Origin of the sequence: Mesorhizobium sp. XAP4 (assembly GCF_029269325.1) — a bacterium.
GTDB lineage: Bacteria > Pseudomonadota > Alphaproteobacteria > Rhizobiales > Rhizobiaceae > Mesorhizobium > Mesorhizobium ciceri.
This window is the reverse complement of sequence record NZ_JARIXW010000001.1, coordinates 260,675-287,586: the sequence shown is the minus strand read 5'-3', so window position 1 is coordinate 287,586 and position 26,912 is coordinate 260,675. Positions and strand designations below refer to the sequence as shown.

At 63.5% G+C, this 26,912-nt stretch carries 26 protein-coding genes, 1 tRNA gene and 2 pseudogenes; 19 read left to right on the top strand and 10 right to left on the bottom strand.

Annotation, left to right across the window (positions count from 1 at the left end; translation table 11 throughout):
- Positions 1 to 28: 28 nt before the first annotated feature.
- From P3C39_RS01495 to P3C39_RS01445, 11 genes and pseudogenes are all read left to right on the top strand, one after another.
- Positions 29 to 1,069 (top strand): aromatic ring-hydroxylating dioxygenase subunit alpha, encoded by a 1,041-nt coding sequence (locus P3C39_RS01495; protein ID WP_013530418.1) that lies wholly within the window; start codon positions 29 to 31, stop codon positions 1,067 to 1,069.
- Positions 1,066 to 2,193: a 2Fe-2S iron-sulfur cluster-binding protein gene (locus tag P3C39_RS01490; protein WP_275952501.1), complete on the top strand. Its 1,128-nt coding sequence runs from the start codon at positions 1,066 to 1,068 to the stop codon at positions 2,191 to 2,193. Before P3C39_RS01495 ends, P3C39_RS01490 begins: the two co-directional genes overlap by 4 nt.
- 42 nt (positions 2,194 to 2,235) lie before the next feature.
- The gene (locus P3C39_RS01485; protein ID WP_013530416.1) at positions 2,236 to 3,357 is read left to right on the top strand and encodes an aminotransferase class I/II-fold pyridoxal phosphate-dependent enzyme; all 1,122 of its coding nucleotides are present in this window, start codon (positions 2,236 to 2,238) and stop codon (positions 3,355 to 3,357) included.
- Positions 3,354 to 4,880, top strand: coding sequence for an FAD-binding oxidoreductase (locus P3C39_RS01480; protein WP_275952500.1), 1,527 nt, complete (start codon positions 3,354 to 3,356; stop codon positions 4,878 to 4,880). The genes P3C39_RS01485 and P3C39_RS01480 overlap by 4 nt, the downstream gene beginning before the upstream one ends.
- 22 nt (positions 4,881 to 4,902) lie before the next feature.
- Entirely contained in the window at positions 4,903 to 6,912 is a 2,010-nt protein-coding gene (locus P3C39_RS01475; protein ID WP_275952499.1) for a DUF2817 domain-containing protein, read from the top strand.
- A gap of 71 nt (positions 6,913 to 6,983) precedes the next feature.
- Positions 6,984 to 7,781, top strand: a complete 798-nt coding sequence (locus P3C39_RS01470) for a transporter substrate-binding domain-containing protein (protein ID WP_224674940.1) — start codon at positions 6,984 to 6,986, stop codon at positions 7,779 to 7,781.
- 77 nt (positions 7,782 to 7,858) lie between these two features.
- Positions 7,859 to 8,566, top strand: coding sequence for an ABC transporter permease subunit (locus P3C39_RS01465; RefSeq protein WP_063168719.1), 708 nt, complete (start codon positions 7,859 to 7,861; stop codon positions 8,564 to 8,566).
- A gap of 2 nt (positions 8,567 to 8,568) precedes the next feature.
- Positions 8,569 to 9,690, top strand: a complete 1,122-nt coding sequence (locus P3C39_RS01460) for an FAD-dependent oxidoreductase (RefSeq protein WP_275952498.1) — start codon at positions 8,569 to 8,571, stop codon at positions 9,688 to 9,690.
- Between the two features lie 2 nt (positions 9,691 to 9,692).
- The gene (locus tag P3C39_RS01455) at positions 9,693 to 10,055 is read left to right on the top strand and encodes an AraC family ligand binding domain-containing protein (protein ID WP_164747152.1); all 363 of its coding nucleotides are present in this window, start codon (positions 9,693 to 9,695) and stop codon (positions 10,053 to 10,055) included.
- A gap of 82 nt (positions 10,056 to 10,137) precedes the next feature.
- A pseudogene (locus P3C39_RS01450) lies at positions 10,138 to 10,420 on the top strand (tyrosine-type recombinase/integrase); the annotation flags it as partial.
- 156 nt (positions 10,421 to 10,576) lie between these two features.
- Positions 10,577 to 11,741 (top strand): annotated as a pseudogene (locus P3C39_RS01445) (IS481 family transposase).
- Positions 11,742 to 11,778: 37 nt separating this feature from the next.
- Here P3C39_RS01445 and P3C39_RS01440 read toward each other — a convergent pair.
- Positions 11,779 to 11,854: transfer RNA gene (locus P3C39_RS01440), tRNA-Ile, on the bottom strand.
- 134 nt (positions 11,855 to 11,988) lie between these two features.
- On the opposite strand from P3C39_RS01440, the gene P3C39_RS01435 reads away from it, so the two are divergent.
- Positions 11,989 to 12,702 carry an SIMPL domain-containing protein gene (locus tag P3C39_RS01435; protein ID WP_275952497.1) on the top strand — a complete coding sequence of 238 codons (714 nt, stop codon included), beginning with the start codon at positions 11,989 to 11,991 and terminating at the stop codon, positions 12,700 to 12,702.
- A gap of 213 nt (positions 12,703 to 12,915) precedes the next feature.
- Here P3C39_RS01435 and P3C39_RS01430 read toward each other — a convergent pair whose 3' ends face one another.
- Positions 12,916 to 13,272: a hypothetical protein gene (locus P3C39_RS01430; protein WP_013530174.1), complete on the bottom strand. Its 357-nt coding sequence runs from the start codon at positions 13,270 to 13,272 to the stop codon at positions 12,916 to 12,918.
- A 257-nt stretch (positions 13,273 to 13,529) separates the two neighbouring features.
- Positions 13,530 to 13,976, bottom strand: coding sequence for a YcgN family cysteine cluster protein (locus P3C39_RS01425; protein WP_013530173.1), 447 nt, complete (start codon positions 13,974 to 13,976; stop codon positions 13,530 to 13,532).
- A gap of 197 nt (positions 13,977 to 14,173) precedes the next feature.
- On the opposite strand from P3C39_RS01425, the gene P3C39_RS01420 reads away from it, so the two are divergent.
- Together P3C39_RS01420 and P3C39_RS01415 are read left to right on the top strand one after the other, a co-directional pair.
- Positions 14,174 to 16,402 (top strand): OmpA family protein, encoded by a 2,229-nt coding sequence (locus tag P3C39_RS01420; protein ID WP_063172862.1) that lies wholly within the window; start codon positions 14,174 to 14,176, stop codon positions 16,400 to 16,402.
- Positions 16,403 to 16,707: 305 nt separating this feature from the next.
- Complete coding sequence (locus P3C39_RS01415; protein ID WP_013530171.1) at positions 16,708 to 17,223, top strand: TIGR00645 family protein; 516 nt, start codon at positions 16,708 to 16,710, stop codon at positions 17,221 to 17,223.
- A 133-nt stretch (positions 17,224 to 17,356) separates the two neighbouring features.
- Here P3C39_RS01415 and P3C39_RS01410 read toward each other — a convergent pair whose 3' ends face one another.
- From P3C39_RS01410 to P3C39_RS01400, 3 genes are all read right to left on the bottom strand, one after another.
- Positions 17,357 to 18,223, bottom strand: coding sequence for an NAD(P)-dependent oxidoreductase (locus P3C39_RS01410; protein WP_275952496.1), 867 nt, complete (start codon positions 18,221 to 18,223; stop codon positions 17,357 to 17,359).
- 110 nt (positions 18,224 to 18,333) lie between these two features.
- The gene (locus P3C39_RS01405; protein ID WP_275952495.1) at positions 18,334 to 18,963 is read right to left on the bottom strand and encodes a helix-turn-helix transcriptional regulator; all 630 of its coding nucleotides are present in this window, start codon (positions 18,961 to 18,963) and stop codon (positions 18,334 to 18,336) included.
- A gap of 8 nt (positions 18,964 to 18,971) precedes the next feature.
- Positions 18,972 to 19,844: a S1C family serine protease gene (locus P3C39_RS01400; RefSeq protein ID WP_275952494.1), complete on the bottom strand. Its 873-nt coding sequence runs from the start codon at positions 19,842 to 19,844 to the stop codon at positions 18,972 to 18,974.
- A gap of 226 nt (positions 19,845 to 20,070) precedes the next feature.
- Here P3C39_RS01400 and P3C39_RS01395 point away from each other — a divergent pair, with 226 nt between their 5' ends.
- Positions 20,071 to 21,021 (top strand): trypsin-like peptidase domain-containing protein, encoded by a 951-nt coding sequence (locus P3C39_RS01395; RefSeq protein WP_275952493.1) that lies wholly within the window; start codon positions 20,071 to 20,073, stop codon positions 21,019 to 21,021.
- Here the strand turns inward: P3C39_RS01395 and P3C39_RS01390 are convergent.
- Positions 20,981 to 21,454, bottom strand: a complete 474-nt coding sequence (locus tag P3C39_RS01390; RefSeq protein WP_275952492.1) for a VOC family protein — start codon at positions 21,452 to 21,454, stop codon at positions 20,981 to 20,983. The genes P3C39_RS01395 and P3C39_RS01390 overlap by 41 nt on opposite strands.
- A 66-nt stretch (positions 21,455 to 21,520) precedes the next feature.
- Here P3C39_RS01390 and P3C39_RS01385 point away from each other — a divergent pair, with 66 nt between their 5' ends.
- Complete coding sequence (locus P3C39_RS01385) at positions 21,521 to 22,147, top strand: TetR/AcrR family transcriptional regulator (RefSeq protein WP_275952491.1); 627 nt, start codon at positions 21,521 to 21,523, stop codon at positions 22,145 to 22,147.
- Here P3C39_RS01385 and P3C39_RS01380 read toward each other — a convergent pair.
- Entirely contained in the window at positions 22,080 to 23,036 is a 957-nt protein-coding gene (locus P3C39_RS01380; protein ID WP_275952490.1) for a LysR family transcriptional regulator, read from the bottom strand. The genes P3C39_RS01385 and P3C39_RS01380 overlap by 68 nt on opposite strands.
- 113 nt (positions 23,037 to 23,149) lie before the next feature.
- Here P3C39_RS01380 and P3C39_RS01375 point away from each other — a divergent pair, with 113 nt between their 5' ends.
- Positions 23,150 to 23,785 carry an FMN-dependent NADH-azoreductase gene (locus P3C39_RS01375; protein WP_027162050.1) on the top strand — a complete coding sequence of 212 codons (636 nt, stop codon included), beginning with the start codon at positions 23,150 to 23,152 and terminating at the stop codon, positions 23,783 to 23,785.
- A 54-nt stretch (positions 23,786 to 23,839) separates the two neighbouring features.
- Here P3C39_RS01375 and P3C39_RS01370 read toward each other — a convergent pair whose 3' ends face one another.
- Together P3C39_RS01370 and P3C39_RS01365 are read right to left on the bottom strand one after the other, a co-directional pair.
- A complete protein-coding gene (locus tag P3C39_RS01370; protein WP_275952488.1) occupies positions 23,840 to 24,139 on the bottom strand; it encodes an AzlD family protein in 300 nt (99 codons plus the stop codon).
- Positions 24,136 to 24,870 carry an AzlC family ABC transporter permease gene (locus tag P3C39_RS01365; protein ID WP_275952487.1) on the bottom strand — a complete coding sequence of 245 codons (735 nt, stop codon included), beginning with the start codon at positions 24,868 to 24,870 and terminating at the stop codon, positions 24,136 to 24,138. Before P3C39_RS01365 ends, P3C39_RS01370 begins: the two co-directional genes overlap by 4 nt.
- Positions 24,871 to 25,040: 170 nt before the next feature.
- On the opposite strand from P3C39_RS01365, the gene P3C39_RS01360 reads away from it, so the two are divergent.
- Together P3C39_RS01360 and P3C39_RS01355 are read left to right on the top strand one after the other, a co-directional pair.
- The gene (locus tag P3C39_RS01360) at positions 25,041 to 25,499 is read left to right on the top strand and encodes an Lrp/AsnC family transcriptional regulator (protein WP_063168771.1); all 459 of its coding nucleotides are present in this window, start codon (positions 25,041 to 25,043) and stop codon (positions 25,497 to 25,499) included.
- 126 nt (positions 25,500 to 25,625) lie between these two features.
- Positions 25,626 to 26,828 (top strand): MFS transporter, encoded by a 1,203-nt coding sequence (locus P3C39_RS01355; RefSeq protein ID WP_275952486.1) that lies wholly within the window; start codon positions 25,626 to 25,628, stop codon positions 26,826 to 26,828.
- Positions 26,829 to 26,912: the final 84 nt, after the last annotated feature.

Here is a 26,912-nt window from a genome sequence, read left to right as displayed (position 1 = left end):
TTAGGCGTCACAAGCTCGGGAGGACGCCATGTTTCTTCGAAACTGCTGGTACGTTGCCGCATGGGACCATGAGGTCGCCGACAGGCTGGTGCCGACCCGGATACTTGGCGAGGATATTGTCCTCTACCGCCGGACCGATGGCGTGGTGGCGGCGCTCGAGGATGCCTGTCCCCACCGCAAGCTGCCGCTGTCCATGGGCCGCATCAAGGGCGACACTGTCGAATGCGGCTATCACGGGCTGACCTTCGACAGCACCGGAACCTGTACGCGCGTGCCCGGTGCTGAAAAGATACCGCATGTGGCATGCGTTCGTTCCTATCCGATCGCCGAACGTTACGGGCTGCTGTGGATATGGATGGGCGAAGCGGCAAAGGCCGACCCCGCGCTGATTTTCGCGGTCGACCACTGGGGCGATCCGGCATGGGGCGTCAATCGCGGCGAGTCCATGGCGCTCGATTGCAACTACCTCTACATGACCGACAACCTGCTCGACCCCTCGCATGTGTCTTGGGTCCACCAGTCCTCCTTCGGCGGCGTTCAGGCGATGGAGGATGCGCCACTCGAAACCACCGTAGGCGCGGACGGCGTGACCGTGTGGCGCTGGGTGGTCGATGCCGCGCCGGCGCCCTTCTATGCGCCTTTCCTCAAATTCTCAGGCAATTGCGACCGCAAGCAGCACTACGAAGTGCGCTACCCCTCCAACGCCATCATCAAGGCGATCTTCGTGCCGGCCCGCACGGGCGGCGAGGGCAAGCCGCTGCACGAGGACGTGTTCCTCATGGACTCCTACAACTTCATGACGCCGGTCGATGAGAACCAGACGAAATATTACTGGTTCCAGATGCGCAATTTCGCCCCCGACGATTTGGAGGTTTCCCGCCAGTTCGCCACCTCTGTGCGCGGCGCCTTCGACGAGGACCGCACCGTGCTCAATGCCGTGCACAAGGGCATGGCAAACAAGCGCACGCCCAATCTCGATCTGAAGATAGATGTCGGACCGCTACGCTTTCGCCGGAACCTGGCCAAGCTGATCGCCAGCGAGAGCCAGCAATTGGCAGCTGCCGAATGAATGCATTCACCGCTCGCGACACCATCGCAAGAAGCGGATTTCGCGACCTGAAAGTGGTCGCGAAGGTGCGCGAAAGCGCCCTCATCACTTCATTCCATCTCGAGCCGGTCGATCCACAGGACTGGCGCGACTTCCAGCCGGGCCAGTTCCTGGTGTTCCGGATTCCGGTAGCGCGGGAGGCCGCTGGCGAAAGGGGATATGTGCTGCGCAACTACAGTATCTCCTGTTCCCCAGACAGCGCTTCCTATCGGATCAGCGTGAAGCGTGAGGCAGCACCCGGGCCGGAGCTTCCCGATGGGATAAGCTCGTGCTTCCTGCATGACCGTATCGACGTCGGTGATGTGCTTCAGGCGGAAGGGCCGCGCGGCGATTTCGTGCTCGACAAGGCCAGCAACCGTCCAGTCGTGCTGCTCAGCGGCGGCGTCGGGCTGACGCCGATGGTGTCGATGCTGCATGCATTGGCTTCGTTGCCGGACCGCCGTGCCGTCTTCATTCACGCCTGCGACAACGGCGATGTGCATGCCTTGCGCGATGAGGTGACCGACCTGGTCTCGACCCGTCCCGGCCTGACCGCACACTTCTGCTACCGGCACCCGTCCGAGCGCGACAAGGCCGAGCAGCGCTTCCATAGCGAAGGCATGATTTCGCGGGACGTGCTGCAGCGTTTGCTGCCGATCGATGACTATGATTTCTACCTCTGTGGCCCGCCGCCGTTCATGCAGGCGATCTACGTCATGCTGCGCGAGCTTGGCGCGCCAAGGTATCGCATTGCCTACGAATTCTTCGGCCCGGCGACGCTGCTTGAGCCCGATGCAGTGCGAGTTCCCGCGGTTCCAGCGCAGCCGGCAAGGATCGAGCCGGCCGGGGGAGCGACAACCGTGGAATTTCGGAAGTCGGGCCTGACGGCCGTCTGGGATGGCTCGGCCGTATCGTTGCTCGACTTCGCCGAGAACCAAGGTCTGTTGCCGGAATTCAGCTGCCGGGCCGGCATCTGCGGCACATGCAAGTCGCGGCTGATCTCGGGCGACATCGCCTATTTCGAAGAACCGCTGGACGAGCTTGGAAGCGGCGAAGTGCTGTTGTGTTGCTCCAAGCCGCGCGGATCAGTCGTCCTCGATATTTGATAAGATTGCCGCGCGTGGGCGCGGGGAAACGGAAGTCGGGATTTGGAACAGTCGGTCAAACCAGCGTCGAGCCTGCCGCTCAATCCGCATATCGCCGCCTTGCCGCCCTACAATGCCGGCATGAACATCTCGATGGCGCGGGCGCTGAGTGGCCGCAACGATGTCGCCCGGCTGGCCAGCAACGAGAACCCGGATGGGTGTTCTCCCGCCGTCATGGCCGCATTGGCCTCCTCATCCTTCGAGCCATGGCGCTATGCCGACCCGGCCTGCACGGCGCTGCGGGCGGCGCTTGGCGAAAAACTGGCGATCGATCCTGGCATGATCGTTGCCGGCAATGGTTCCGAGGAGATGATCGCCGCCATCTCGCGCGCCGTCCTGGTGCCGGGCGCCTCGGTCGTCACCACGGTGCCGAGCTTCGGGCTGCATGAGATAGAGCCGCTGGCTGCCGGTGCCGATGTCGTCAAGATTGCGATGACACCCGAGATGGGGTTCGATCTTGCCGCGCTCGAAGCGGCGATCGCCGTTGGGCCACGGATCGTTTTCATATCCTCGCCGTGGAATCCGGTCGGGCCGGGTCTCGACCACGCTGGCCTGCGACGGCTGATCGGCGCCGTGCGGCCCGGCACGCTTCTTGTCCTGGACGAGGCCTATTTCGAATTCGCCGATCCCGGCGCGCCCGACGGCATCGAGGTCCTGCGCAACAGCAGCATCGACCATGTCGTGCTGCGCACATTTTCGAAGGCTTATGGCCTGGCGGGGCTGCGCGTTGGCTATGCCGTTTGTTCGGGCTTCGAACTGGCAAGAGTGATCGCGGCCGCCAAGACGCCGTTCAACGTCAATGCAGCAGCACAGGTCGCCGCTATTGCGGCACTGGCCGACGAAAGCTGGATGAAGGCGTCGGCGGGCCGCGTCAGAGCCGAGCGCGTGCGCACCGCCGCCGCACTTAAGGGCCTTGGTTTCCGGGTTGCCCAGTCGCAGACAAACTTCCTGTTCTTCGACTGCAAGGGCGACAGCTCCAGCGTTGCCGCCGGTCTCCTGAAGCAGGGGATCATCGTCAAGGCGTGGCGCGAAACCGGCTACGAGCACTATCTGCGCGCCACCATCGGCTTGCCGGCCGACAACGACCGGCTGATCACGGCGCTTCAGGGATTGGCGGGGCGATGAGCGGCCACGCGTCTCCCAGGCAAACGAACTGGATCGAGCAAGCGGTGCCGTTGTCGGTTGTCGACGCGATCCGCCGTGTCGTTGGCGCCTCGAATGTGCGGACCAGTGATGATACCGGGGCGATCGACCTTGGTTCGAACGGGACGGATTGCGCCGCCGGCATCGTCGTTGCGCCTTCATCGACCGGTGAGGTCGCGGCGGTGGTGCGCATCTGCAGTCAAAATGAGATTCCGATCGTGCCGCAGGGCGGGCGGACCGGCCTGGTCGGCGGAAGTGTCTCGCGGCCGGGCGACATCGTTCTTTCCCTGGCACGCATGAACCGGATCGAGCGGCTCGATCCGGTCGAGCGCGTGGCGATCGTCGGTGCCGGTGTTACCCTCGAAGCTTTGCAGTCTGCCGCATTTGAGCACCGGCTGGAGCCCGGTATCGATCTTGCCGCGCGCGGCTCGGCGACGATCGGCGGCATGGTGTCCACGAATGCGGGTGGCGTGATGGCCTTTCGCAACGGGGTCATGCGCCACCGCGTCCTTGGCCTGGAGGCCGTGCTGGCCGACGGATCGGTCTATTCCGATCTGACGCGGGTGGTGAAGAATTCCGCCGGCTACGATCTGAAGCATCTCTTCATCGGTGCGGAGGGCACGCTTGGAATCGTGACCCGCGTGGTCGTCAAGCTCGACCCTTCGCCCCGAGCCACCGCCACCGCGCTTTTCGGGCTGCCGTCTGTCGAAGCGGCGCTGCAAGTCATTCATCTGGCGCTTGAATCGGATACCGGAGTTTTGCGCGCGGCGGAGGCGATGTGGACCTCGTATTTCAGCCTGGCCGCAGCCGCGCATGAATGGTCCGAACCGAGCGTGCCGCTCGACCAGACACTGTTCCTGCTGCTGTCGCTTGGCGGCGCGCGCGAAGAGGCGCTGCGCGAAGATTTCGAGCGTATCTATTCGGAAGTGATGGAGCGCTATCCTGAAGCCACCGGCATCATTGCCGGCTCGCGGCGGCAAGAGGAAGACCTGTGGCGGTTGCGCGAAGACACCGGCGTGCTCTATCGCGCCCATCCCCAAGCGCCTTCCTTCGACGTGTCGGTGCCTATGTCGGAAATTCCGGCCTATCTCAACAGAATCCTGCCCCGGCTCGCAGCGATCGAACCGGGTCTGGCGCCCTATGTATTCGGTCACCTGGCCGATGGAAACCTGCATATCATCCTCAACCGTCAGGGTCCGCTGGCGCCTGACGTAGCGGAGGCTGCCGAGAGCGTCCTGTACCAACAACTGCGGGAGATTGGCGGTTCTTTTTCCGCCGAGCACGGTGTTGGGTCCAAGCGCATCCATTCGCTGCTGGCGACGGTTGACCCGACGAAGCTCGCCGCGATGGAGCGGGTGAAACGAGCGCTGGACGATCAGTCGATCATGAACCCCGACAAGGTGCTTCCCTCCGACGCCTGGTTTGTCCGGTCCTCCAGGCCGCTCCTTTCCGGCAATGAGCGCCGATTGCCACCTCAGAACACGAGCGATCACAACGATGAATAGCCCCACGGTGGAACGACAGGGAATGAACGGATTGACCGCAACCGCCAGCGATCCGGTGGGATCGACCATGCGCCATGATGAGCCAGCCCCCGCCTATGCCCGTGATTTCGCCGTCCTTCGCAGGAGATTTCGCGAAGCCGCCGAGCGGGCCGGCGCGGAACTGTCTGAATATGTTCATCCGCTGAACGGCCCCGATGGCGAGACGCTGGCGACGGATGTGGCGCTGCTTGGCCGCCGCGATGCGCGCAAACTGATCGTGCTCATTTCCGGTACGCATGGTGTCGAGGGCCCGTTCGGCTCGACTTGCCAGACCGCCTGGCTCGGCCGGAAGAACCTGCGGCGTCTGCCCGGCGACACAGCCATCCTTGCCATTCACCTCATCAATCCCTGGGGTACGGCTTGGTCGCGGCGCGTCAACGAGGACAATGTCGACCTCAACCGCAACTTCATCGACTGGTCTTCAAGTGCTCCCGTCAACAACGGTTATGCCGGCCTGCACGACGCCATGGCGTATCGCGAGTGGGAGGGACCGGACCGCATAGCGGCCGACGAGAAGCTCGCCGTGGCGCGCAAAAGGCTTGGGCATGCCGGGCTGGCGGCGATCGTCGAAGCCGGCCAGTATGAGTTCGCCGACGGCATGTTCTACGGCGGTGGCGGCCCGGTCTGGTCGAACCGCACCTTGAACGAAATTCTGAAGACCTTTGCCGGCGCGGCGCGCCAGGCCATCGTCTTCGACCTGCATACCGGCGCCGGGCCTTACGGTTATCCGGCTCTGCTTTCTGTGGCGAGTTCCGAGCATCACGGCCTTGCCTGGGGCAAATCCATCTTCGGGCCGGCGCTGGCGACAGTCCTGACAGGCCAGGGCGCCAAGACCGATACCGGCATCACGGCAACGGCGACCGGCTATGTCTCCGATGCCGTCCGCAAGGCGATGCCGAACGCGCGCGTGCTGCCGCTTGTCGTTGAATGCGGCACGTTGGATGGGCCGGCTGTCATGGAAGCGGTCCAGGCCGACAACTGGCTGCATCTGTTCGGCAAGCTCGATTCGCCGTTGGGCAAGCGGATCCGCGACACTCTGCGTTGCGCCTTCATCCCGGATGACCCAGACTGGCAACGCACCTGCCTGTCCAGCAGCCTGCGCTATTTCGATCGTGCGCTGGCGGACCTGCGAACCGTCGAGATAACCCAGGACACCAGCAGCGAACAGACGCCGCCAACCCTTCCTGCCGTCGCGGCCGATCCGGCGCCCGCTGATAAGGCAAAGATCACCACGCCGGCCGTGCAGATCGACGAGCTTCACAAGAGCTTCGGCTCGCTTTTGGTGTTGAAGGGCGTCAATCTCACCGCCCATGCCGGTGAGGTCATTTCCATGATCGGCTCGTCGGGCTCGGGCAAGAGCACGTTCCTGCGTTGCATCAATCTTCTGGAGCAGCCGGATGGCGGCAAGGTCGCCATCAATGGCGAGGTGATCAAGATGAAGCCGCTGTCGAGCGGCCGTCTTGGGCCAGCCGATATGGCGCAGGTCGAACGCATCCGCGCCCGCGTCGGCATGGTGTTCCAGAACTTCAATCTGTGGCCGCACATGACGGTGGCGGAGAACATCATCGAAGCGCCCCGGCACGTCTTGAAGGAGCCCCGCGAGAAGGCCATCGAACATGCGCACGCCTTGTTGAAGAAGGTCGGGCTCGCCGACAAGCACGCTCATTATCCGGGCCAGTTATCAGGCGGCCAGCAGCAACGCGCCGCGATCGCCCGAACGCTCGCGATGCGTCCCAAAGTCATCCTCTTCGACGAACCGACATCGGCGCTCGATCCCGAGTTGGTCGGCGAGGTGCTGCGCGTGATCCGTCAACTGGCGGAGGAAGGCAACACCATGATCCTCGTAACGCACGAGATGCAGTTCGCGCGCGAGGTCTCCCACAAGGTTCTGTTTCTCCACCAGGGAAAGGTGGAGGAAGAGGGTGCGCCCGCGGAGCTGTTCGGCAACCCGCGCTCGGAGCGTCTGCGCCAATTCCTGGCACGGACACTGTGAGGGAAGCATTCTCGAAGCGTCCGGTTCGTACCGGACAACGGCAATGAAGACCAACAACAAGGGGAACTGATATGAAACTGAAAGTCTTGACGCTGCTCGCATGTCTCGCGGGAAGCATGGGAAGCGCATTGGCGGCCGAAGGCGAGTTGTCCATCGGAACGGAAGGCGCCTACCCGCCATGGAGCATGTCCGACGCCAGTGGCAACGTCACCGGTTTCGACGCCGATGTCGGCGCGTTGCTGTGCACCAAACTCGCGGTGACCTGCCATTTTGTCGTGCAGGCGTTCGACGGGTTGATCCCGGCGCTGAAGGCCAAGCGCTTCGACGTCATCATCTCGGGCATGTCGATCACCGCCGATCGCAAGAAGGAGATCAATTTCAGCGTCGGCTATGCCGAACTGGCCAACATGTTCGTAGCGGCCAAGGGTTCTGATCTGGCCGCGATCACCGACGTCGACACGCTGCTGAAGTCGCTCGACGGCAAGAAGGTCGGCGTGCAGGCTGGCACGACCCACGCGCATTTCCTCGAGAAGCGTGCACCGAATGCCGACCTGAAAACCTACGACACGCTTGACCAGATGCAGATCGACCTGGCGAGCGGCCGTATCGACACGGCTTTCGCCGATCAATCCGCCTTGCAGGATTTTCTGGACAAGCCTGACGGCAAGAACTTCCAACTGGTCGGTGTTGAGATCAAGAGCACATACGACCCGACGCTTGGCGAAGGCATCGGCGTCGGTATCGCGCAGGACAACACCGAACTCAAGGCCAAGATCGACAAGGCGCTTTGCGAGCTGATCGCGGACGGCTCGGTCGGCAAGGCAAGCGAGAAATGGTTCAAGACGGACATTTCCCGGCCCTGCAAATAACGCCTTGGAACCCTCGCATGCGCCCGGAGCGCCGGGCGCATGCGCTTCGCTGGCACGACAAGACTAGGGCAACTCAGATGGAATTCGGTCTCTGGCAGGTTTGGGAAGCGGGTTGGGTGACCGCCATCCTGCGTGGCGCGTCGATAACGATCCTGGTGGGTCTCGTCAGCATGGCGGCCGGGCTGGTGATCGGCATTGTCTGCGGCTTGATCAAATGGGCCCGGATATTTCCGCTCTCGCTGCTCGTTGATGCCTATACCTCGCTGGTGCGCGGCGTGCCCGAGCTGCTCATCATCTACCTCCTGTTTTTCAGTTCGGTTGAATTCGTGACCAAGGTCGTGACCGCTTTCGGCTATGCCGGGGTCGCGGAGAGCGGCTATGCGTTCGTCATCGCGGTCATCGCCATCGGCGCGATCTCCGGCGCCTATTCGACCGAGGTCGTGCGCGGGGCCCTGGGCGCGATCCCCAATGGGCATATCGAGGCCGCGCGCGCGCTCGGGCTATCGGGCGGCCGGATCTTTCGCCGCATCATCGCGCCGCAGATGCTGCGCATCGCGGTTCCCGGAATCAACAACGTCTGGCAGACCACGATCAAGGACACGGCCCTGGTCTCGGTGGTCGGCCTTCAGGAGCTGATGCGCATTTCTTTCATTGGCGCCAATTCCACCCGCCACCCGTTCATCTTCTACCTGATCGCGGCTGTGGTTTATCTGGCCATTACGCTCGTCAGCCAGGCCGGGTTCGACGGCATCGAACGCCTGCTCAGGGTGAGGACGAGAAAGTAGTTATGATGGATCTCATCCAGCTAGCGGTTCCCGTCCTGCTCAAGGGCCTGTGGGTCACAGCGGCACTAACGTTCGTCTCGGTGCTGATCGGCTTCAATCTGGGCCTCGGTTTGGCGCTGATGCGACTGTCGTCGAACCGCTTCCTGTCAGGCTTTGCCAAATATTATTCCAATGTCTTTCGCGGGACGCCACTGCTGGTGCAGATTTTCCTAACGACGAGCCACCTCGGCGGCGCGTTCGACGCTTCGTCGGCAACAGTGCATCCCGGATTCCTGGTGCGCGGCCTGCGTCGTGCAGCGCTAAAGCGCGGCGTTCGGATCTATGAAAAGTCGCCGATGAAGCGGTTTTCACGACGGGGCAAGCTCACGGTGGAAACGGCGAAAGGAACTGTATCCTGCGGCAAGGTCGTGCTTGCCATGAATGCCTGGTCCGGCGCGATTCCGGAACTGGCCCCTGCGATCTTCAACATCTCCAGCGACGACGCCATGTCACAGCCCATTCCAGACCTTCTCGACAAGATCGGCTACCGCCGGGCGCCGTTGATGATCGATTCCCGCGTCTTCGTTGGCGGTTGGTCTCCGACGCGCGATGGTCGGCTGTCCGTCGGCGTCAGCGGTGGCGTTATTGGCTTCGGCGGCATCGTCGACCAGCGTTTCCATGGCCAGTCCCCCCGTGTCGCCGAAATGCGTCGCGCGCTGCGGGACGGCCACCCGGCGCTCGCCGATTTTCCGCTCGAGACATCATGGAACGGCCCGATCGACCGGACGGTGAGCGGCGTGCCACTTTTCGGCGCTTTGCGCGCCAACCGCGATGTCGTTTACGGCTATGGCTTTTCCGGCAATGGCACGACAATGGCTTATATCGGCGGCGAGATCCTCACCGGCCTGTTGACTGACGGTGAATCGGAACTGACGCATTCGGCGCTGGTTCGTCCGGTAACGCGCGGTTTCCCGCCCGAACCCTTTCGCTTTGTCGGTGCACATTTTGTCCGCGGCGCTGTGCGTCGGCGTGACGATTTCGAACATGCCGGGCGCAAGCTCGATCCGGTGACGAGATGGCTCGCCGGGCTGGCTCCGTCCGGCGTCACTCCCTCCAAAGCCAATCTTCGCGCAAAAAAGGGATGACGATGTCCAAGGCCAAGATTTTCAAGCACAGCGAGTTGACCCTAAAGCCATCGGTCACGCCGACCGGAACGTCTTCGATCGCGCGCGTGATCAATGCCGAGATCAGCCGGACCATGGGCGGCGGCATCGAGTATCTGGAGAACGCCTCGATCGACTGGACCGTGACCTATGACGAGGTGCTGTTCATCCATGAAGGCACGCTGACGATCGAACTGGATGACGGCCGCCACGAATGCCGCCCTGGCGACATCGTCTGGCTGCCCAACGGCACCCACCTCAAATACATCGCCACCGAGCGTACCGGCTATTTTTACTGTCTGTACCCATACGACTGGGCAGCACGGCAAGGGACGGTAGAACCTTGAAGTGGCAGGCATATCATGGATTGGCCTTTCACGGCGCAGTTCCGGGGTAGCGAAACTGCTGTTTTGGCATCTCCGCGCCGACCGGCGCGGCGAAACAGTTCTAGTCACGGAATATGGCCAACCTTTCTCGCCGAAATCTCTGACCGGTGCTATGACCCACTGGTGCGCTCTCGCGGGATTGCCGAAGGGCCTTACGCTGCATGGTCTGCGGAAGTCACTTGGGGTCTATCTCGCCGAAGCGGAGGCATCCACCAGGCAGATGTTGGATGTCTCGGCCATGACGACATTGACCATGCCGAACTCTATTCCCGGGAAGCGTCGCAGGTGCGTTGGCTGTGCAGGGCATGGACCGAGTCGTACGGCTGGTAACGCGCTTGGCGAACCTCGTGGCGAACCTGTCAATAAACCCATTGATAATAATGCCCTTCCCGAGAGATGGGTGACAGTTCATTCCGGATAGATGGGTTACACTTTCGGCCCTTTGCAAGGAGAGCAAGGTGCCTTGGAGGGAGTGTAACGTCATGGAAGAGCGGCTGAAGTTCGTCGCCCGGCTGCTGGACGGCGAGAAGATGGCGATGCTTTGCCGGAAGTTCGATATCTCGCGCAAGACCGGCTACAAGATCCTCACGCGCTACAACGACAGCGGCCTGGAGGGGCTGACGGACCGATCGCGGCGGCCCTATCGCCACGCCAATCAGCTTCCGTTTCAAATCGAGAAGCTGATTGTGCGCCTCAAGCAAGACAAGCCGACATGGGGTGCGCCGAAGATACGCGAGCGGCTGGCCCGGCTGTATCCGGATGTGCACCGGCCCGCGATCTCGACGGTGCATGCCGTGCTCGACCGCCACGGCATGGTCGAGCGCCGCAAGCGCAGGCGCAACAGGGCGACGGGGACACCACTTTCAAACGGCTGTCGCCCTAACGATCTTTGGTGTGCCGACTACAAGGGCGAGTTCATGCTCGCCGATCGGCGCTATTGCTATCCGCTGACCATCACCGACTTCGCCAGCCGTTATCTCATCGCCTGCGAGGCGCTCTCGACCACCAAGGAAGCCTATGCCTTCACCGTGTTCGAAAGCGTTTTCAAAGAGTTCGGCCTGCCCAGCGCGATCAGGACCGACAATGGCGTTCCCTTCGCCAGCCCCCAACGCGCTGTTCAATCTCAGCAAACTGTCGGTCTGGTGGCTGCGCCTGGGCATCGACATCGAGCGCATCAAGCCGGGCCGTCCGCAGCAGAATGGCCGCCATGAGTGCATGCACCTCACCCTCAAGAAGGAGACCACCAAACCGGCCGGCGCCAATTTCCTTCAACAGCAGGCCAGGTTCGATGACTTCATCGACGAGTTCAACTCACAACGCCCGCACCAGGCGCTCGACATGGACTGCCCGGCCGAGCGCTACACCCCCTCAACGCGTCCCTACACCCGCTTGCCCGATCTCGACTACCCGTTTCACGACAAGGCCGTCACCGTCACCACCTGCGGCCGCATCTGCTATAACCGCAAGAAGATCAACCTCAGCCTTGTCTTTGCCGGCCAGACCGTCGGAATCAAACAGGTCGAGGACCATATCTGGCTGGCTAGCTTCATGGACTATGATTTGGGATATTTCGACGATGAGACATGCAGGCTCGAACCACTCCAAAACCCCTTCGGGCCAAAAGTGTTACCCATGTCTCCGGTATAAACCGTAACCTATGTGTCCGGAACGGACCTAACGATAATGGTGGGCCCGGAGGGACTCGAACCCCCAACCAAGCGGTTATGAGCCGCCGGCTCTAACCATTGAGCTACAGGCCCCACGCGGGCTGGATTAATGTTTTTCGCATCGCGGCACAAGGCTTTCCCGACGGGCTTCCCCAGATCGCCCAAATCAACCCATAATCGCGCTCTACGCGACGTCTGCGACTTGATCGCAGACCAAGGAGATTTTCATGACCAGACATCTTTTGCCTCTCGCGCTCGCCGCTGCAATCGCTTTTCCGGCGATGGCTGGAGCCACCGATCTGCCGACGCCGCCCCGCATCATCGTGTCGGGCGAAGGCGAAGCAACCGTGGCCCCCGATCTGGCGGTCCTGACGCTGAGCGTCATGCGCGAGGCCAAGACCGCGCGCGCCGCGCTCGACGCCAACAATGACGCCATGGCCGCCGTGATCGCGGCGATGAAGTCCGCCGGCATCAAGGACCGGGACCTGCAGACCGCCGGCATCCAGATCAACCCGCGCTACAACTACACCAACAAGCCGGACGGCAGCCAGGAAGCCGAACTCGTCGCCTATCAGGTGACCAACACGCTTTCGGTGCGGGTGCGCGATGTCGACAAGACCGGCGAGATCCTCGACAAGGCGGTGTCGCTCGGCGTCAACCAGGGTGGCGGCATCGCCTTCACCAATGACAACCCGGCAGCCACGGTCACCGAGGCGCGCAAGAAGGCGGTCGCCGACGCCATGGCCAAGGCCAAGACGCTGGCCGAGGCCGCAGGCGCCAGCCTCGGCCGGGTGCTCGAGATATCAGATCAGAACATTGCGCCGGCGCCGATGCCGATCAACGCCAAGGCCTTCGATGCCGCGGCGGGTGGCGCGGCTCCCGTGCAGGCCGGCGAGAATTCCTACAATGTCCAGGTGACCGTCACCTTCGAACTGAAGTAAGCGGCTCTGAGGATCCGTGGCTGGGTCTTGCCCAGCCACCGATGCATCACCAGCCAATAGCGCGCATGAAAAACCCCGCGGGATTGCTCCCGCGGGGTTTTTTCGAGCCACACCCTTCAAACGGAAAGGGGCTCCGCTAGTCCCAGCTGATCTTGCTAAAGATCATGCTGCCAGGCTGACCCTCAAAGAGGGGTCGGCCTTGATTGTCGAACCTCAGCGATAGATAACCGGGCAGCCGCGCTCGTTGGCGAACACCACCACGACACGGTCGCCGTCCTGACGGCCCGCCACCTTCACCGTGCGCCGGTTGACGTCGACGATGCGGACCCGGTGGAGGCCCATGCGTTCGGCCTTGTCGAGGGCGCGGTCCGGCGAGCAGCCACGGCGCCAGTCGCCGCGGCGTTCATCACGGCGATGGCGATAACCGTCGTCACCGGTATAGACGCCGAAACGCGGGTCGTTGTTGTTGCCGAAGCCGAGATAGAGGCTGTCGGCGTGGGCGGGAACGGCCGCCAGCGTGCCGAGACCGACCAGGGCCGAAAGGGCTGCCGTCTTGATCGTGTTGAACATCGTCTTCTCTCCTTTTTGCGGGCCTTCGCCCGTCCTCGTGAACCAATGGGGGGGAGAATGCGCTTGCCTGTCTGAACTCTTTACGAACCTGCCGTTCATCTCCGGTTCATATGGCGGGAAGAAGGAAGTTCCGGCCATTCGCCATCCTCCCCAGCCCTTGGTGAAGGCCGGAATGCCTGACTCGGCGCCCGATTCCGACCCCCCGCGGATTGGCCAAATGCCTTCGAACGTAGGGCTGTTGCTCGCCGCGGCTGGTCCTACGGCTCCTCGTCCAGCACATAGTCAAAATAGTCTTCCGGCTCGGCAAGATCGGTTTCACTCGCCTTGACCCGGCCGCGCATCGAGATGCCGGCTTCATGCACGGTCTCGGCGCTGCCAGACACCAGCCGGTGCCACCAGTAGAGGTCGCGGCCCTCGGCAACCAGCCGATAGGCACAGGTACTGGGCAGCCAACTGATGGTTCGCACATTCTGCGGCGTCAGCCCGACGCAGTCGGGAACGCGCGCCAGCCGGTTGGCGTAGTCCGAACAGCGGCAGGTCTCGGCGTCGAACAGCCGACAGCCGACGCTGGTCCAGTAGATCTCGCCGGTGTCCTCGTCCTCAAGCTTTGACAGGCAGCATTTACCGCAGCCGTCGCACAGCGATTCCCACTCGGCCGGGCTCATCGCCTCCAGCGCCTTGGTTTTCCAGAATGGCGTTTCCATTTCCCGGATGTGGCCCCAGCCGCGGGCAAGGTCAAGCGCGGCAATGGTCGCAATTGCGGCTATCGCCAGGTGAATGACATGAAGTTGCCTTCAAAAGGTCGGTCAATCGCCCCGTACGGCCTCTATCCGTGCCAGACTGGAACCAATCGGCACAAGATCGGTTTCGGCAAGGATGGGACCCCACAAGGAGAATTTCGATGAAACGCCAACCACGGATTCTGGCAGGCACCGCACTTGGCCTGTTGATGGCATCCGCGCCGTTGGGCGCGTTCCCGCTTCAGGGAAGTGTCGCGTCCGGTCTTGCCCAGCGCACGGCAACCCCATTCATCCTGGCGCAAGCAGCATGCGCCGAGGGCGAATCGGCCGAGGCCTGCGCGCAGAAGCAGCAGGCGGAACCCGAACAGAAACACGAGCGCAAGAAGGCCGAGCCTGAACAGCAGGCCGCGCCTGCCCAGAGCGAGCAGCCCGCCGAGGAGCAGCAGCCACGCCGGAAGAAGCGCGACCAGCAGCAGCAGGCCGAGCAGGCGCCCGCCGAACAGGCCGCTCCCGCCGAGGAACAGCAGCCGCGCAGGAAGAAGCGTGATCAGCAGCAGCAGGCCGAGCAGGCGCCGGCCGAACAGGCAGCACCCGCAGAGGAACAGCAGCCGCGCAGGAAGAAGCGTGATCAGCAGCAGCAGACCGAGCAGGCGCCGGCCGAACAGGCAGCACCCGCAGAGGAACAGCAGCCGCGCAGAAAGAAGCGTGACCAGCAGCAGCAGACCGAGCAGGCGCCGGCCGAACAGGCAGCACCCGCAGGGGAACAGCAGCCGCGCAGAAAGAAGCGTGACCAGCAGCAGCAGACCGAGCAGGCGCCGGCCGAACAGGCAGCACCCGCAGGGGAACAGCAGCCGCGCAGGAAGAAGCGTGATCAGCAGCAGCAGACCGAGCAGACGCCGGCCGAACAGGTCGCGCCGGCCAACGACAATCAGCCCGGCGAACAGGCCCAGCCGCGCAAGAAGAACAGGCAGGATCAGCAAGCCCAACCTGAAGTCGCCCCGGCGCCGAAGGAAGCTCCCGCTGGAGAGGCGACGGCCCCTGCCGGCGAGCAGCCGGCGGCCCAAGGCGAGCAGCCCCAGGACACGACGAAGAAGCACGGCAGGAAACCTGTTGGCGAGCAGCCGGCGACGGCCGAACAACCCGCCACCGGCGAACAACCGGCCAATGGTCAGACGGCAGCACCGGCACAGGGCGAAAACCCGGTGCAGGGCGAAGCACCGGCTGATCCAAACGCCGCCCCCATCCTGGACAGCCAGAAGGACGCCGAGCGCAGAGGCGGACGCAAGCAGGGCGACAAGATCGTCCCGCAGGATGGCGAGCAGCAGAATGGCGGGCAAAATGCCCAGCAAGGTGGCGATCAGGGCCGCAAGCCGGTGGCTGCTCCCGTCGACCAGGGTCCGCCGCCCACCGACGACAGGGCCGCACAGCAGGAGATCAAGCCCGAGAAGATCGTCCCGGTGACCGAGGAGAAGGGCACGCGCGTAGAGCGTGCGCCCGATGAGATCGCCCGCGATCGTCGGCGTCCGAAAGGCGTCGACGTCGTCAGGAAACTCGGCGATCGCGTCATCCTGCAGTTCAACAACCAGACATTTGTCCAGAGCAATGACGCCCCGCGCGTCACCCGCGGTGCCAAAGAAGTCTACTATGAGGATCTGTCGGGCGATCGCACCCGGGAAATCGTCGAGCGTGACAACGGTGTCCGGATCGTCACCATCCGCAACCGCTATGGCGACGTTATCCAGCGTTCGCGCATCGCGCCGGATGGACGCGAATATGTGCTGAGCTATGTCGACGAGCGGCACTATCAAGATGACAGCGACTGGCGTGATCCCGGCGACGACCTGCCGCCGATGCGGCTGACCATCCCGCGCCGGGAATACATTCTCGATTCCGAGGACGTCGAGAGCCCCGATGACTACTACGAGTTCCTCGAACAGCCCCCGGTCGAGAAGGTCCAGCGCCTCTATTCGATCGACGAGGTCAAGCGTTCGGCCCGCGTGCGCGACATCGCACGTCGCGTCGATCTCGACACGCTCAACTTCGAATTCGGTTCGGCCTCCATCTCCGACACCGAGGTGCAGAAGCTCGAGGGCGTAGCGACGGCCATGGAGAAGCTGTTGAAGAAGAACCCGGCCGAGACCTTCCTGATCGAAGGTCACACCGACGCGGTCGGCACACCGGAGGCTAACCTCGCTCTTTCCGATCGCCGTGCGGAAGCGGTGGCGGAGGCTCTGACCAATGCCTTCGGCATCCCGCCGGAAAACCTGACGACACAGGGCTATGGCGAGGAGTATCTGAAGGTCAACACGGCGGCGCCCAACCGCGAGAACCGCCGCGTCGCCATCCGCCGCATCACCTCGCTGGTGGCACCGGTCGCCAGCAACAATTAGGTCATGATTTCAAAATCATGACCCGGTTTGTGGAATCGGCAAGAGAAGCATCCACCCCCGGCACAGCCGGGGGTGGATGGATGTGCGGGGTTCAACAAGAATTGTACGGGCGTTAGACACGGCTCATTGAATCGCGAGCGCAGCCACCCCAGATTCGGTGCTGGGCGTTCCCTGCCCCGTCCCGACTCCAGCGGGACGCATTGAGCCCCGCCGGACCTTGTTCGGCGGGGTTTTTTGTCTTGCAAACGGTGGCGGCCTCGTCGAATACGGCCATTGCTGAGAGATCAACCCGCCGGAATCATCCCATGAAGCGTCTCGAACTCGCCATCGAATCGATCATTCTCGCTTCACGCTGGCTGCTCGTCGTTTTCTATATAGGCCTGGCCCTGGCATTGGCCGTCTATGCGCTGTCCTTCGGCAAGAAGCTCTATGAGTTCATTAGCCTGGCGTTCACGCTCGGTGACACCGACACCATCCTGAAGATGCTCGGCCTGATCGATGCCGCGCTGGTTGCCTCGCTGGTGGTGATGGTCATCATCTCGGGCTACGAGAATTTCGTCAGCCGCTTCGACGACCAGGACGGCGGTGTGCACTGGCTGGGCACCATCGATGTCGGTTCGCTGAAGGTCAAGGTTGCCTCGACCATCGTCGCCATCTCGTCGATCCACCTCTTGCAGGTGTTCTTGAACTCATCGTCCTACACGACCGACCAGTTGATGTGGCTGACCATCATCCATCTCGCCTTCGTCGTCTCGGCGCTCATGCTCGCCTATATCGACCGGCTGATGGGCCTGAGCAAAGGCAAGAAGGACGAGGCGTGAGCCTGCGCCTGCCGGACGTTGAATCAATCCCGCAGGAACGATGCCCTACCGCCTTGTTCGAGCAGGGCTTTCCCACGACTCTGCGGGTGGCGAAGGGCTTGGCTCGACGCCCGTCGCGTCAAAACGAACAGCTCTAGTAAATATTCCTGATCTTGCTGTCCGTGCGGGCAAACACCTCGTCGGGGACAAAAAAGTCGCCGGCCAGCGGCCCGGTCGCATCAGGCGCATAGATCGAGAAATCGCTGACGCCCTCGGCGCGCAGCACCTCTTCGTCGATGTAGAAATTGCCGGTCGCTTCGCGCGCCGGCCGCATGAAGATGGCATGCGCAGCATCGGCCATGATGTCGGGCAAACGGCTCATTGCCGCCACCGTCGCGCCGCCCAGCAGATTGCGCACGGCTGCCGTGTCGATGGTCGAAATCGGCCACAGTGAATTGACGGCGATGCCGTCCTTGGCGAGCTCGGCGCTCATGCCGAGCGTGCACATCGACATGCCGAACTTGGCCATCGTGTAGGCGACATGGTTCTTGAACCACTTGGCCTTCATGTCGAGTGGCGGTGCCAGATTCAGGATGTGAGGATTGCTGGCCAACTTCAGGTGCGGAATGCACATTTTGGACACCAGGAAGGTGCCGCGCGTGTTGATCTGATGCATCAGGTCGTAGCGCTTCATGTCGGTTTCCAGCGTGCCGGTGAGCTGGATGGCGCTGGCATTGTTGACGCAGATATCGATGCCGCCGAACTTTTCCACGGTCCTGGCGACCGCCTCGGCCACCTGTGCCTCTTCACGGATGTCGCACAGCACGGGCAGCGCCTTGCCGCCGGCCTGCTCGATCTCTTCTGCCGCGCTATAGATTGTGCCGGGCAGCTTCGGATGCGGTTCGGCGGTTTTGGCCGCGATCGTCACATTGGCGCCGTCGCGCGCCGCGCGCAGCGCGATCGCCAGCCCGATGCCGCGCGATCCGCCGGAGATGAACAGCGTCTTTCCCTTGAGCGACATTTCCTTGCGCCTCCCTTGCAACACGTCAGACGCGAAGCTTTGCGCGGCGGGCGACCACAGCGCAAGACCCGACACGCCGGACACCGCGTTACGCAGCGTAGGGTTTATGACTAAACCAGCACCAGCCCCTGCCGCATCGCAGTGGCAATCGCGTCGGTGCGGTTGGCGGCACCGAGCTTGATCAGGATTGCGGCGACATGGAACTTCGCGGTGTGCACGGAAATGTTCAGCCGCCGCGCGATCACCTTGTTGGGTGCGCCCTCGGCCAGCAGCGCCAGCACTTCCGCCTCGCGCGGCGACAGCGAAGGACGGACGGCATGCTCGTCGGAGGCTTCATCTTCGAACGGCTCGCCATCGCCAGTATGGAAATCCTCATGGCGTCCGGTTCTGCGCTCGCCCGATACCCGATAGCCGGCCGCCGCCAGCCGCGCCGCCGCAGCGATCAACAAATCGTCCGCGCCCGTTTGGAGGACGGCCAACACCTCGCCCGCGGGCCGTTCGCCATTGGCGCCTCCCGATAGAAGAACCCGGGGAATGGCGGCCGGCACAGCACCGCCGCTGCTGTCGTCAACGATGGCGACGTCAGCCCTGCCGGCCACCACCGGCAGCAGGTCATCGCTCGCGGCCAGCGAGGCCGCCAGGCGCTCGGCGCGCGACGCATCGCCAAGCGCAATCAGCACCACCAGCCGCCGCGAGACGGCACCGTCATGCATGATCCGGTCGCTGGTGAGCGTGTCCATGGATGCCCTCAGCTCAGCGGCTTTTCGCCGATGGTCAGCCCGACATCGCGCTTTTCGCCGCCGCGCACCACGCCGAGCGTCACCGAAGCGCCCGCACTGTCTGGTCCGAGCCTGCGGATCAGGTCGCGCGGGCCATGCACCGCCTCACCGTTCCACGCCACGATGATATCGCCGAGAGAGAGACCGGCGGCCTTGGCGGGACCATCGTCATCGAGGCTCATCACCATCGCGCCATGCGCGTCGCGGTCGCGTACCGGATGCAGGCCGGCGCCGAGATAACCGCGCGCGACATGGCCCTTTTCGCGCAGCGTCGCAACCGCCCGCTCGATCGTCTCGTAAGGCATGACCAGCGCCCGGTGGCGCGGCCCGAACAGCAGCATGCCGATCAGCGCACCCTTGGCGTCGAGAACCGGGCCGCCCTCGAAACGGCCGCCGGCACCGACGGCCAGATTGATGCGCCGGTCGATGGTGCCGCCGCGCATCGAGCGCCAGGCCGGACCGACTTCGCCGACCGAGCCCGAAACGGCCAGAGCCGACCCGTTGCTATTGCCGATGGCGATGGCAATGTTGCCTGGCCGCACCGCGTCAGCCCTAGCCAACGGCACGGCGTTGATGGCCGTAGCCGGCTTCAGCAGGGCAACGCCAGTCGACGGATCGCGGCCGACCAGTTCTGCCTTCACCGCCTCACCCGAGGCCAGCGTCAGTTCGATCTCCTCGCCGGCCTCGACAGCCTCCTCGGCGGTGACGAAATAACCGTCACGCCAGTGGAAGGCGCTTGCCGTGCGGTGATGATGCGTGGCGAAGCCAGCCGTTGCCGGTGCCGCCTGGGCGGCGAGATCGGCGATGGCTTGCGAAAACGCACTCAGATTGAAATCGCTCATATTGATCTCCTGGGTTCATCCATGCCCCAGATATCGCTCGACAGCGCGTTCAGAGGTACTCGCCTGAAGGCTAGTTGCCGGTTTGACTGGCCATCTGGTCAGGTCGCGGCGGTTCCAGCCGCTCCGCACATATAGTGCGTGTCGCCCAAAAGTGCTCAGCGGTTTTGGGACAACGACACGCACAGGAAAAAAATCATCCTTTCGCCCGAAAATACGGAGCCCTTCCATGGCCCTCGCCGCAGCCAAATTCGAACCTGACGATACATTGCTCGACGCATATTCGACGACCGTTGCGGACGCCGTCGACCGCATCGGCCCGGCCGTCTGCCGCATCGAACGCTTTGGCGGCCAGGGCGGCCACGGCTCCGGCTTCGTCATCGCGCCGGACGGACTGGTCGTCACCAATTTCCACGTTGTCGGCGATGCCAGGACAGTGCGCGTCTCGATGCCGGACGGCGCCTCCCGCGAAGGCCGCGTGCTCGGCCGCGATCCCGACACCGACATCGCGCTGGTGCGCGCCGACGGCAGCTTTGCCGATGTCGCGCCGCTCGCCGATTCCAAGCGGCTGCGGCGCGGCCAGATCGCCATCGCCATCGGCAATCCGCTCGGCTTTGAATGGACCGTCACCTCCGGCGTCGTCTCGGCGCTCGGCCGCTCCATGCGCGCCTCGACCGGCCGGCTGATTGACGACGTCATCCAGACCGACGCAGCGCTCAACCCCGGCAATTCCGGCGGGCCGCTGGTTTCGTCGGCCGGCGAGGTGATCGGCGTCAACACCGCCATGATCCATGGCGCGCAGGGCATCGCCTTCGCGGTCGCCTCCAACACCGCCAATTTCGTCATTTCGGAGATGATCCGCTTCGGCCGTGTCCGCCGCGCCTTCATCGGCGTCTCGGCCGACACTGCCAGTTTGCCGCGCCGCGCCGCCCTGTTGTCGCAAGTCTCGACCAGCACGGCGGTTCGCCTGCGCAGCGTCGAAAAGGACGGCCCGGCGGCCAAGGCCGGCCTGAAAGAAGGCGACATCATCGCCGCCATCGACGGCCGTCCTGTCACCGGCGTCGACGACCTGGTGCGCATGCTCGACGCCGAACGCATCGGCCGCGAGACGCTGTGCACCGTCGTGCGCCGCACCGGTGTCAGCCAGGTGACGGTGACGCCGGTGGCAAGGGCCAGTTGAGGCGGGCGCTCAGGCTCCCGCCACCCCTTCCGCATACTGCCAGAAACGCCTCGCTCGGCGGGATCGGCTTGATGACGTCGATCAGCACGCCATTGGGGTCCTTGGTGATGAAATGGCGCTGGCCGAAGGGCTCGTCGCGCAGCGAGCGCAGGATCGGCAGGCCGGCGGCGACGACGCGCTCATAGACAGCGTCCGGGTCGCGAACCTCGAAATTGATCAGCAGGCCCGAAGCGCGGCCCCGCCACTCTTCCGGGATGGTCTCATGGTCGCCCTGGACGATGCCGAGATTGACTCTTCTGTCCTCCCCCGATTGCAGATGCACATACCAGTCGCTTTCGAACAGGGGCTGGAAGCGGAAATGCTTCACATAAAAGGCCGCCGTGCCGGTGACGTCGCCGGTCATCAGCACCGGGTAATAGCTCGTGGTCTTCATCTTTCCTTCTCCCGTCAATTAACATACAGTCTGCATGTAAACTGAATTAACATACAGGCTGCATGTATGCAACACGATTCCGCGCGTCGTTCCAACCGCGACCGCACCGAAGCGACGCGCGCCCACCTGATTGCCGCGGCGCGAAAGCTGTTCACGGAGAAATCCTATTCCGAGACCGGCACGCCGGAGATCGTCGCCGCCGCCGGCGTGACGCGCGGCGCGCTCTACCATCATTTTGCTGACAAGCAGGCACTGTTTGCTGCCGTGGTCGAGCAGGAGGCGGCAGCGGTCGCCGAGGAGATCGAGCGCGCCTCGCCGCCATCGCTGTTTGCCCATGACGCGCTGATTGCCGGCTCCGACGCCTATCTCGCCGCCATGCGCGCGCCCGGACGCACGCGGCTGCTGCTGCTCGACGGCCCGGCCGTGCTTGGCCGCGCCGCCATGGACGCGATCGACAATCGCCACGGCAACCGCTCTCTGCGCGAAGGGCTGGTCGCGGCGATGCGGGCGCAGACGATGACGAGATTGCCGGCCGACGCGCTGACCGCACTGCTCGGCTCCGCCTTCGACCGTGCCGCCCTGGCCATCGAGGCCGGCGCCTCAGCGCAAGATTACCGCGCCGTGCTCATGGCGCTGATCGATGGGCTGTCTCGTGCTCCTCATCCGGCACCTCGCCCGGCTCGAACTCGTTGAAGCAGCCGAGCTGGCGCTTGAACTGGTCGATCAGCCAGGCCGCCGCCGGCTTCGGGCTGCGATCGCTGCGATGCATGGCAAACAGCGGCGAACTCACCTCCCTGAAGGATTCGAGGTCGATCTCGACCAGCCGGCCGCTCGCCAGGTCGTCTGATATCAGCCAGCGCGGCAGCCCGCCCCAGCCCAGCCCCTCGCGCATCAGCATATGCTTGGTGCGCACATCCGTCAGCCGCCAGGTACGGTAGGCATAGACGCCGAAGTCGTGCCCCTTGGTGCGCTCCGACTGGTCGGTGACGACAAGTTGGGTGTGTTCGCGTGCATCCTCGATCGCCACCGGTTTCGGCAGCAAGGCCAGCGGGTGGGTGGGCGCGGCGGCCAGCACGATCGACATGAAGCCGATGCGCACAAGGTTCACGTCGACATCGCCCAGCAGGCCGCCAATGCCAAGGTCGGCCTGCCCGCTGACGACATGGTCGGGAATCAGGCCGAGCGTGCCGATGTGCAGCCGCAGCATCACGGTCGGAAACTGCGCCTCGAATGCCTTCAGCACCCGAACCAGCACCGGTGACGGCAGCGTCGCGTCGACCGACAGCGCGACCTCGGCCTCGAGCCCCTGGTGGTGGCCGTCGACGCGCGAGCGGATGCGCTGCAGCACGCCGATCATGCGCCGTGCGTCCTCCAGCATCGCCCGGCCGATCTCCGTCAATTGCGGCTCGCGCGTGCCCTCGCGCTCGAACAGTTTCAGCCCAAGCTGCGCCTCGAGATTGGCGATGCCGTAGCTGATGACGGACTGTGCCCGGTTGAGCTTGCGGCCGGCGGCCGAGAAGCTGCCGGCTTCGGCGACTGTCACAAAGATCTGAAGTTGATCGAGCGTCGGGTTGGGTTGCATCGTTATATCCAATTTATGGATGGATCGTATAGAAAATATACCAGTTTATTGAATGGATCGAAAGCCCCATATCTGGCGGGACAAATCATTCCAACCGCTGGAGAGAGCCCAAAATGTCCATTCTTCTTGTCACTTCGAGCCCGCGCGGCGCTGCCTCGCATTCGACCCGCATCGCCACCGAATTCGCCGAAAAGCTCGTCGCCGCCGATCCGTCGAACACGCTCGTCGTGCGCGACCTCGTCGCCAATCCGTTGCCGCACATCGATGCCGACTATGCGACGGGCATCTATACCCCGGCCGAAGCGCGCACCCCGCGCCAGGCTGAAGTCGTCGGCGTCTCCGATGTCGTGCTCGACGAGCTGTTCGCCGCCGACACGGTGATACTGGCCACCGGCTTCATCAACTTCAACATCTCCTCGACCCTGAAGTCATGGGTCGACCACATCTCCCGCTCCGGCAAGAGCTTTGCCTATGGCGAGAACGGCCCCAAGGGTCTGGTCACCGGCAAGAAGGTCTATATCGTGCTGGCTTCCGGCGGCATCTATTCGGAAGGTGCGGCCGTGCAGTTCGATCACGCCATTCCCTACCTGCGTGGCGTGCTCGGCTTCCTCGGCATGACCGATGTCGATGTCATCCGCATCGAAGGTGTCGGCATGGGCCCTGACGCGGTGACAGCAGCGCTCGCCAAGGCGACCGCCAAGGTCGACGCCGTTGTGGCCGCCAGCCAGGGTGTCGCGGCTGCCGCGTAAACAGCCGAGATTTGTCCGCATCGAAGGCAGGCGTTCGCGCCTGCCTTTTGCGTTCTAGCCGATGAGGTGCCTCAGCAGACCAGCGGCGCTGACCCCGACCAGCACGGTCGGCAGCATGGAAAATCGCGTGGCTGCGACCAAGGTAATGGCCAGCGCTAAAAGGTCGGCAGGATTCCGCGACACAAAGGTCGGTGCGATGACAGAGATCAGCACGCAGCCGGGCGCAGCTTCCATCACAGCCGTGGCACGGGCGCCCAGCGTGCGGTTGCGCAGGACGACATAGCCGCCGATCCGCGCCAGGTAAGTGACGCCGGCCATCAGCACGATGGTGAAAAGGGTCGTTGCATCGATCATGCATCACCCGCCATCAGCCAGGCCGCGACCAGACCCGACATGGCGCCGGCGGCGACATACCAGGCACCGGGAACGAAGAGATAGACCAGTGCTGCAACGACCAGGCTGACCAGCCAGGGCCGCGCCGCCGCCATACCCGTCCACATGCCGCGCATCAGCACCAGGAAGACAGCCGGGAACGCCATGTCAAAACCATAGGTCTCGACATGGCCAAGCATCGGACCGAGCAAGGCACCCAGCGTGGTGAAGGCCACCCAGGTGAGATACATCGCCAGCGCCGCGCCCATATAGTAGCGCGGGCTGAAGGCCGGCGTGATGCCGGCAGCAGTACGCAGTTTGGCATCGGCCAAGCCCAGCGCCCAGCTTTCATCGCACATAAGGAAAAGCGCCGGAAACACCTTGCGCCGTGGCAGGTCGCGCAGGAACGGCGCCAGTGCCGCACCCATCAGCAGGTGACGGCTGTTGACCAGGAAGGTGATGGCGACGATGAGCACGATGTGCGGCGGCGACGTCCACAACTGGATCGCCGCGAATTCCGAACCGCCGGCGAAATTCAGCCCTGTCATGGCAGACAGTTCGACCGTGCTCAAGCCTTTCTGCGTCGCCTGGGCGCCAAGCACCAGCGCATAGGGGATGGTGCCGAACAGCACCGGCGCGCAGGACGCCACGCCACGGCGGAATTCGGATTTCGAACCATCTGCCACCGTCTCGACTGCCTGTGAAATGCTCATGTGTCTTCATCGGCTGACCTCGCGGCCGCCGCTTCCCTGCGTTTGAAATCAACTGATGTCGGCAGCAAACATACCGAAATCGGTCCGCAATTTGGTTGCGGAGATTGTTGTATTTCGCCGAATTCTGGCATTTTATGTTACAAATTTTCGAATAGATGGAATCTGTAGCCATGAAGCTGGATGAGATCGACAAGCGGATTCTGCGGGCGCTGCAGCGCGACGGCCGCATGGCCAACAATGATCTGGCCAATGAGGTCGGGCTGTCGCCATCGCCTTGCCTGCGTCGCGTGAAGCTGCTGGAGGAAGCCGGTGTCATCGACCGCTACGTCGCCGTGCTCAACCCGGCCAGCATCGGCAAGGGTCTGACCTTCTTCACCCGCATCTGGCTGAAGACGCAGGACGAGGACACGATCGAGCATTTCGCCACCGAAGTCGCCAAGCTGCCGCAGGTGATGGAGTGCTATCTGATGCTCGGCGATTGCGACGCCATGGTGCGCGTGGTGGCGGCCGGCATCGACGATTACCGCCGCTTCCAGTCGGAGCATCTGAGCCGCATCAAGGGCGTGCAGAACGTCAAGACCGACGTCCCCAGCCAGACGATCAAATACACGTCGGAACTGCCGGTCTGATCTGCTGAAAACGGCGTCGGGCCAGACTGGATAAAAAATGCAACCGGATTGTAGGATCAGCCTCGCTGCCGGCGTCCTTCGGATGCAAGCAGCGCTGAGCGCTGCCCTCTGGCATGGGAGATTTGAATGAGCTTTTCCTATCGTTGGGTCATCGTCGCGGCTGGCGCGCTGATGTCCTGTGTCGCCATCGGGACGATGTTTTCGCTGGCGATCTTTCTCGAGCCGATGGCGATCGACACCAACTGGTCGCGCGCCGGCATTTCGAGCGCCATGACGCTCAACTTCCTGGTGATGGGCCTTGGCGGCTTCGCCTGGGGCGCGATATCGGACCGTTTTGGCGCCCGCATCGTCGTGATGACCGGCGCGGTTCTGCTCGGGCTGGCGCTGGTGCTGGCCAGCCGGGCCGGTTCGCTGCTGAGCTTCCAGATTACCTATGGCGTGCTGGTCGGCCTCGCGGCAAGCGCCTTTTTCGCGCCGATGATCGCGCTGACCACAGGCTGGTTCGACACCAACCGTAGCCTCGCCGTCTCGCTGGTCTCGGCCGGCATGGGCGTGGCGCCGATGACGATTTCGCCCTTCGCCCGCTGGCTGATCTCCGCCTATGACTGGCGCACCGCCATGTTCGACATCGGCATTACCGCCTGGGTATTGCTGTTGCCGGCGGTGCTGCTGGTGCGCCAACCACCGAAACCCGTCATGGCCGATACCGGCTCCGCGCCGGTTGCCGAAGGCGCCGGCCTGACGGTCGGCAAGGCGCTGCGCTCACCGCAGTTCATCGTGCTGGGGCTGACCTTCTTTGCCTGCTGTGCGGCGCATTCCGGCCCGATCTTCCATATGGTCAGCTATGCCATGCTGTGTGGCGTCGCCCCCATGGCAGCGGTCTCGATCTACAGTGTCGAAGGCCTGGCAGGCCTCGGCGGCCGGCTCTTCTACGGCGTGCTGGCCGACCGGCTGGGCGTCAAGCCGGTGCTGATCGCGGGCCTGGCGATCCAGGCGATCGTCATTGCCGCCTATCTCTCGATCAGCCGGCTTGAGCAGTTCTACATGCTGGCCGTTATCTTCGGTGCCACCTATGGCGGCGTCATGCCGCTCTATGCGGTGCTGGCGCGCGAATATTTCGGCCAGCGCATCCTCGGCACCGTGTTCGGCGCCGCCACCATGCTGTCCAGCCTCGGCATGGCGCTGGGCCCGCTTGCCGGCGGCATGGTGTTCGACGCCTACGCCAACTATTCCTGGCTGTTCATCGGCTCGGCTCTTATCGGGCTCGGGGCGGTCGGCATCGCCATCGCGTTCCCGCCACTGCCGCGCAGGGAGTTGCAGCCGGTTTAGTCCGCGTCGATTTCCACACCTTGCTGGCCGGGCGCGCAATCAGCCTGGCCCGTTCGGTTCACTGCGGATCCTGTCCCCTGTTTC

Bases quoted from the DNA above. Each gene is read 5' to 3' on its own strand.
- P3C39_RS01495 (WP_013530418.1), top strand. From the start codon at position 29: ATGTTTCTTCGAAACTGCTGGTACGTTGCCGCATGGGACCATGAGGTC.
- P3C39_RS01490 (WP_275952501.1), top strand. From the start codon at position 1,066: ATGAATGCATTCACCGCTCGCGACACCATCGCAAGAAGCGGATTTCGC.
- P3C39_RS01480 (WP_275952500.1), top strand. From the start codon at position 3,354: ATGAGCGGCCACGCGTCTCCCAGGCAAACGAACTGGATCGAGCAAGCG.
- P3C39_RS01475 (WP_275952499.1), top strand. From the start codon at position 4,903: ATGAACGGATTGACCGCAACCGCCAGCGATCCGGTGGGATCGACCATG.
- P3C39_RS01470 (WP_224674940.1), top strand. From the start codon at position 6,984: ATGAAACTGAAAGTCTTGACGCTGCTCGCATGTCTCGCGGGAAGCATG.
- P3C39_RS01465 (WP_063168719.1), top strand. From the start codon at position 7,859: ATGGAATTCGGTCTCTGGCAGGTTTGGGAAGCGGGTTGGGTGACCGCC.
- P3C39_RS01460 (WP_275952498.1), top strand. From the start codon at position 8,569: ATGATGGATCTCATCCAGCTAGCGGTTCCCGTCCTGCTCAAGGGCCTG.
- P3C39_RS01455 (WP_164747152.1), top strand. From the start codon at position 9,693: ATGTCCAAGGCCAAGATTTTCAAGCACAGCGAGTTGACCCTAAAGCCA.
- P3C39_RS01435 (WP_275952497.1), top strand. From the start codon at position 11,989: ATGACCAGACATCTTTTGCCTCTCGCGCTCGCCGCTGCAATCGCTTTT.
- P3C39_RS01430 (WP_013530174.1), bottom strand. From the start codon at position 13,272: ATGTTCAACACGATCAAGACGGCAGCCCTTTCGGCCCTGGTCGGTCTC.
- P3C39_RS01425 (WP_013530173.1), bottom strand. From the start codon at position 13,976: ATGGAAACGCCATTCTGGAAAACCAAGGCGCTGGAGGCGATGAGCCCG.
- P3C39_RS01420 (WP_063172862.1), top strand. From the start codon at position 14,174: ATGAAACGCCAACCACGGATTCTGGCAGGCACCGCACTTGGCCTGTTG.
- P3C39_RS01415 (WP_013530171.1), top strand. From the start codon at position 16,708: ATGAAGCGTCTCGAACTCGCCATCGAATCGATCATTCTCGCTTCACGC.
- P3C39_RS01410 (WP_275952496.1), bottom strand. From the start codon at position 18,223: ATGTCGCTCAAGGGAAAGACGCTGTTCATCTCCGGCGGATCGCGCGGC.
- P3C39_RS01405 (WP_275952495.1), bottom strand. From the start codon at position 18,963: ATGGACACGCTCACCAGCGACCGGATCATGCATGACGGTGCCGTCTCG.
- P3C39_RS01400 (WP_275952494.1), bottom strand. From the start codon at position 19,844: ATGAGCGATTTCAATCTGAGTGCGTTTTCGCAAGCCATCGCCGATCTC.
- P3C39_RS01395 (WP_275952493.1), top strand. From the start codon at position 20,071: ATGGCCCTCGCCGCAGCCAAATTCGAACCTGACGATACATTGCTCGAC.
- P3C39_RS01390 (WP_275952492.1), bottom strand. From the start codon at position 21,454: ATGAAGACCACGAGCTATTACCCGGTGCTGATGACCGGCGACGTCACC.
- P3C39_RS01385 (WP_275952491.1), top strand. From the start codon at position 21,521: ATGCAACACGATTCCGCGCGTCGTTCCAACCGCGACCGCACCGAAGCG.
- P3C39_RS01380 (WP_275952490.1), bottom strand. From the start codon at position 23,036: ATGCAACCCAACCCGACGCTCGATCAACTTCAGATCTTTGTGACAGTC.
- P3C39_RS01375 (WP_027162050.1), top strand. From the start codon at position 23,150: ATGTCCATTCTTCTTGTCACTTCGAGCCCGCGCGGCGCTGCCTCGCAT.
- P3C39_RS01370 (WP_275952488.1), bottom strand. From the start codon at position 24,139: ATGATCGATGCAACGACCCTTTTCACCATCGTGCTGATGGCCGGCGTC.
- P3C39_RS01365 (WP_275952487.1), bottom strand. From the start codon at position 24,870: ATGAGCATTTCACAGGCAGTCGAGACGGTGGCAGATGGTTCGAAATCC.
- P3C39_RS01360 (WP_063168771.1), top strand. From the start codon at position 25,041: ATGAAGCTGGATGAGATCGACAAGCGGATTCTGCGGGCGCTGCAGCGC.
- P3C39_RS01355 (WP_275952486.1), top strand. From the start codon at position 25,626: ATGAGCTTTTCCTATCGTTGGGTCATCGTCGCGGCTGGCGCGCTGATG.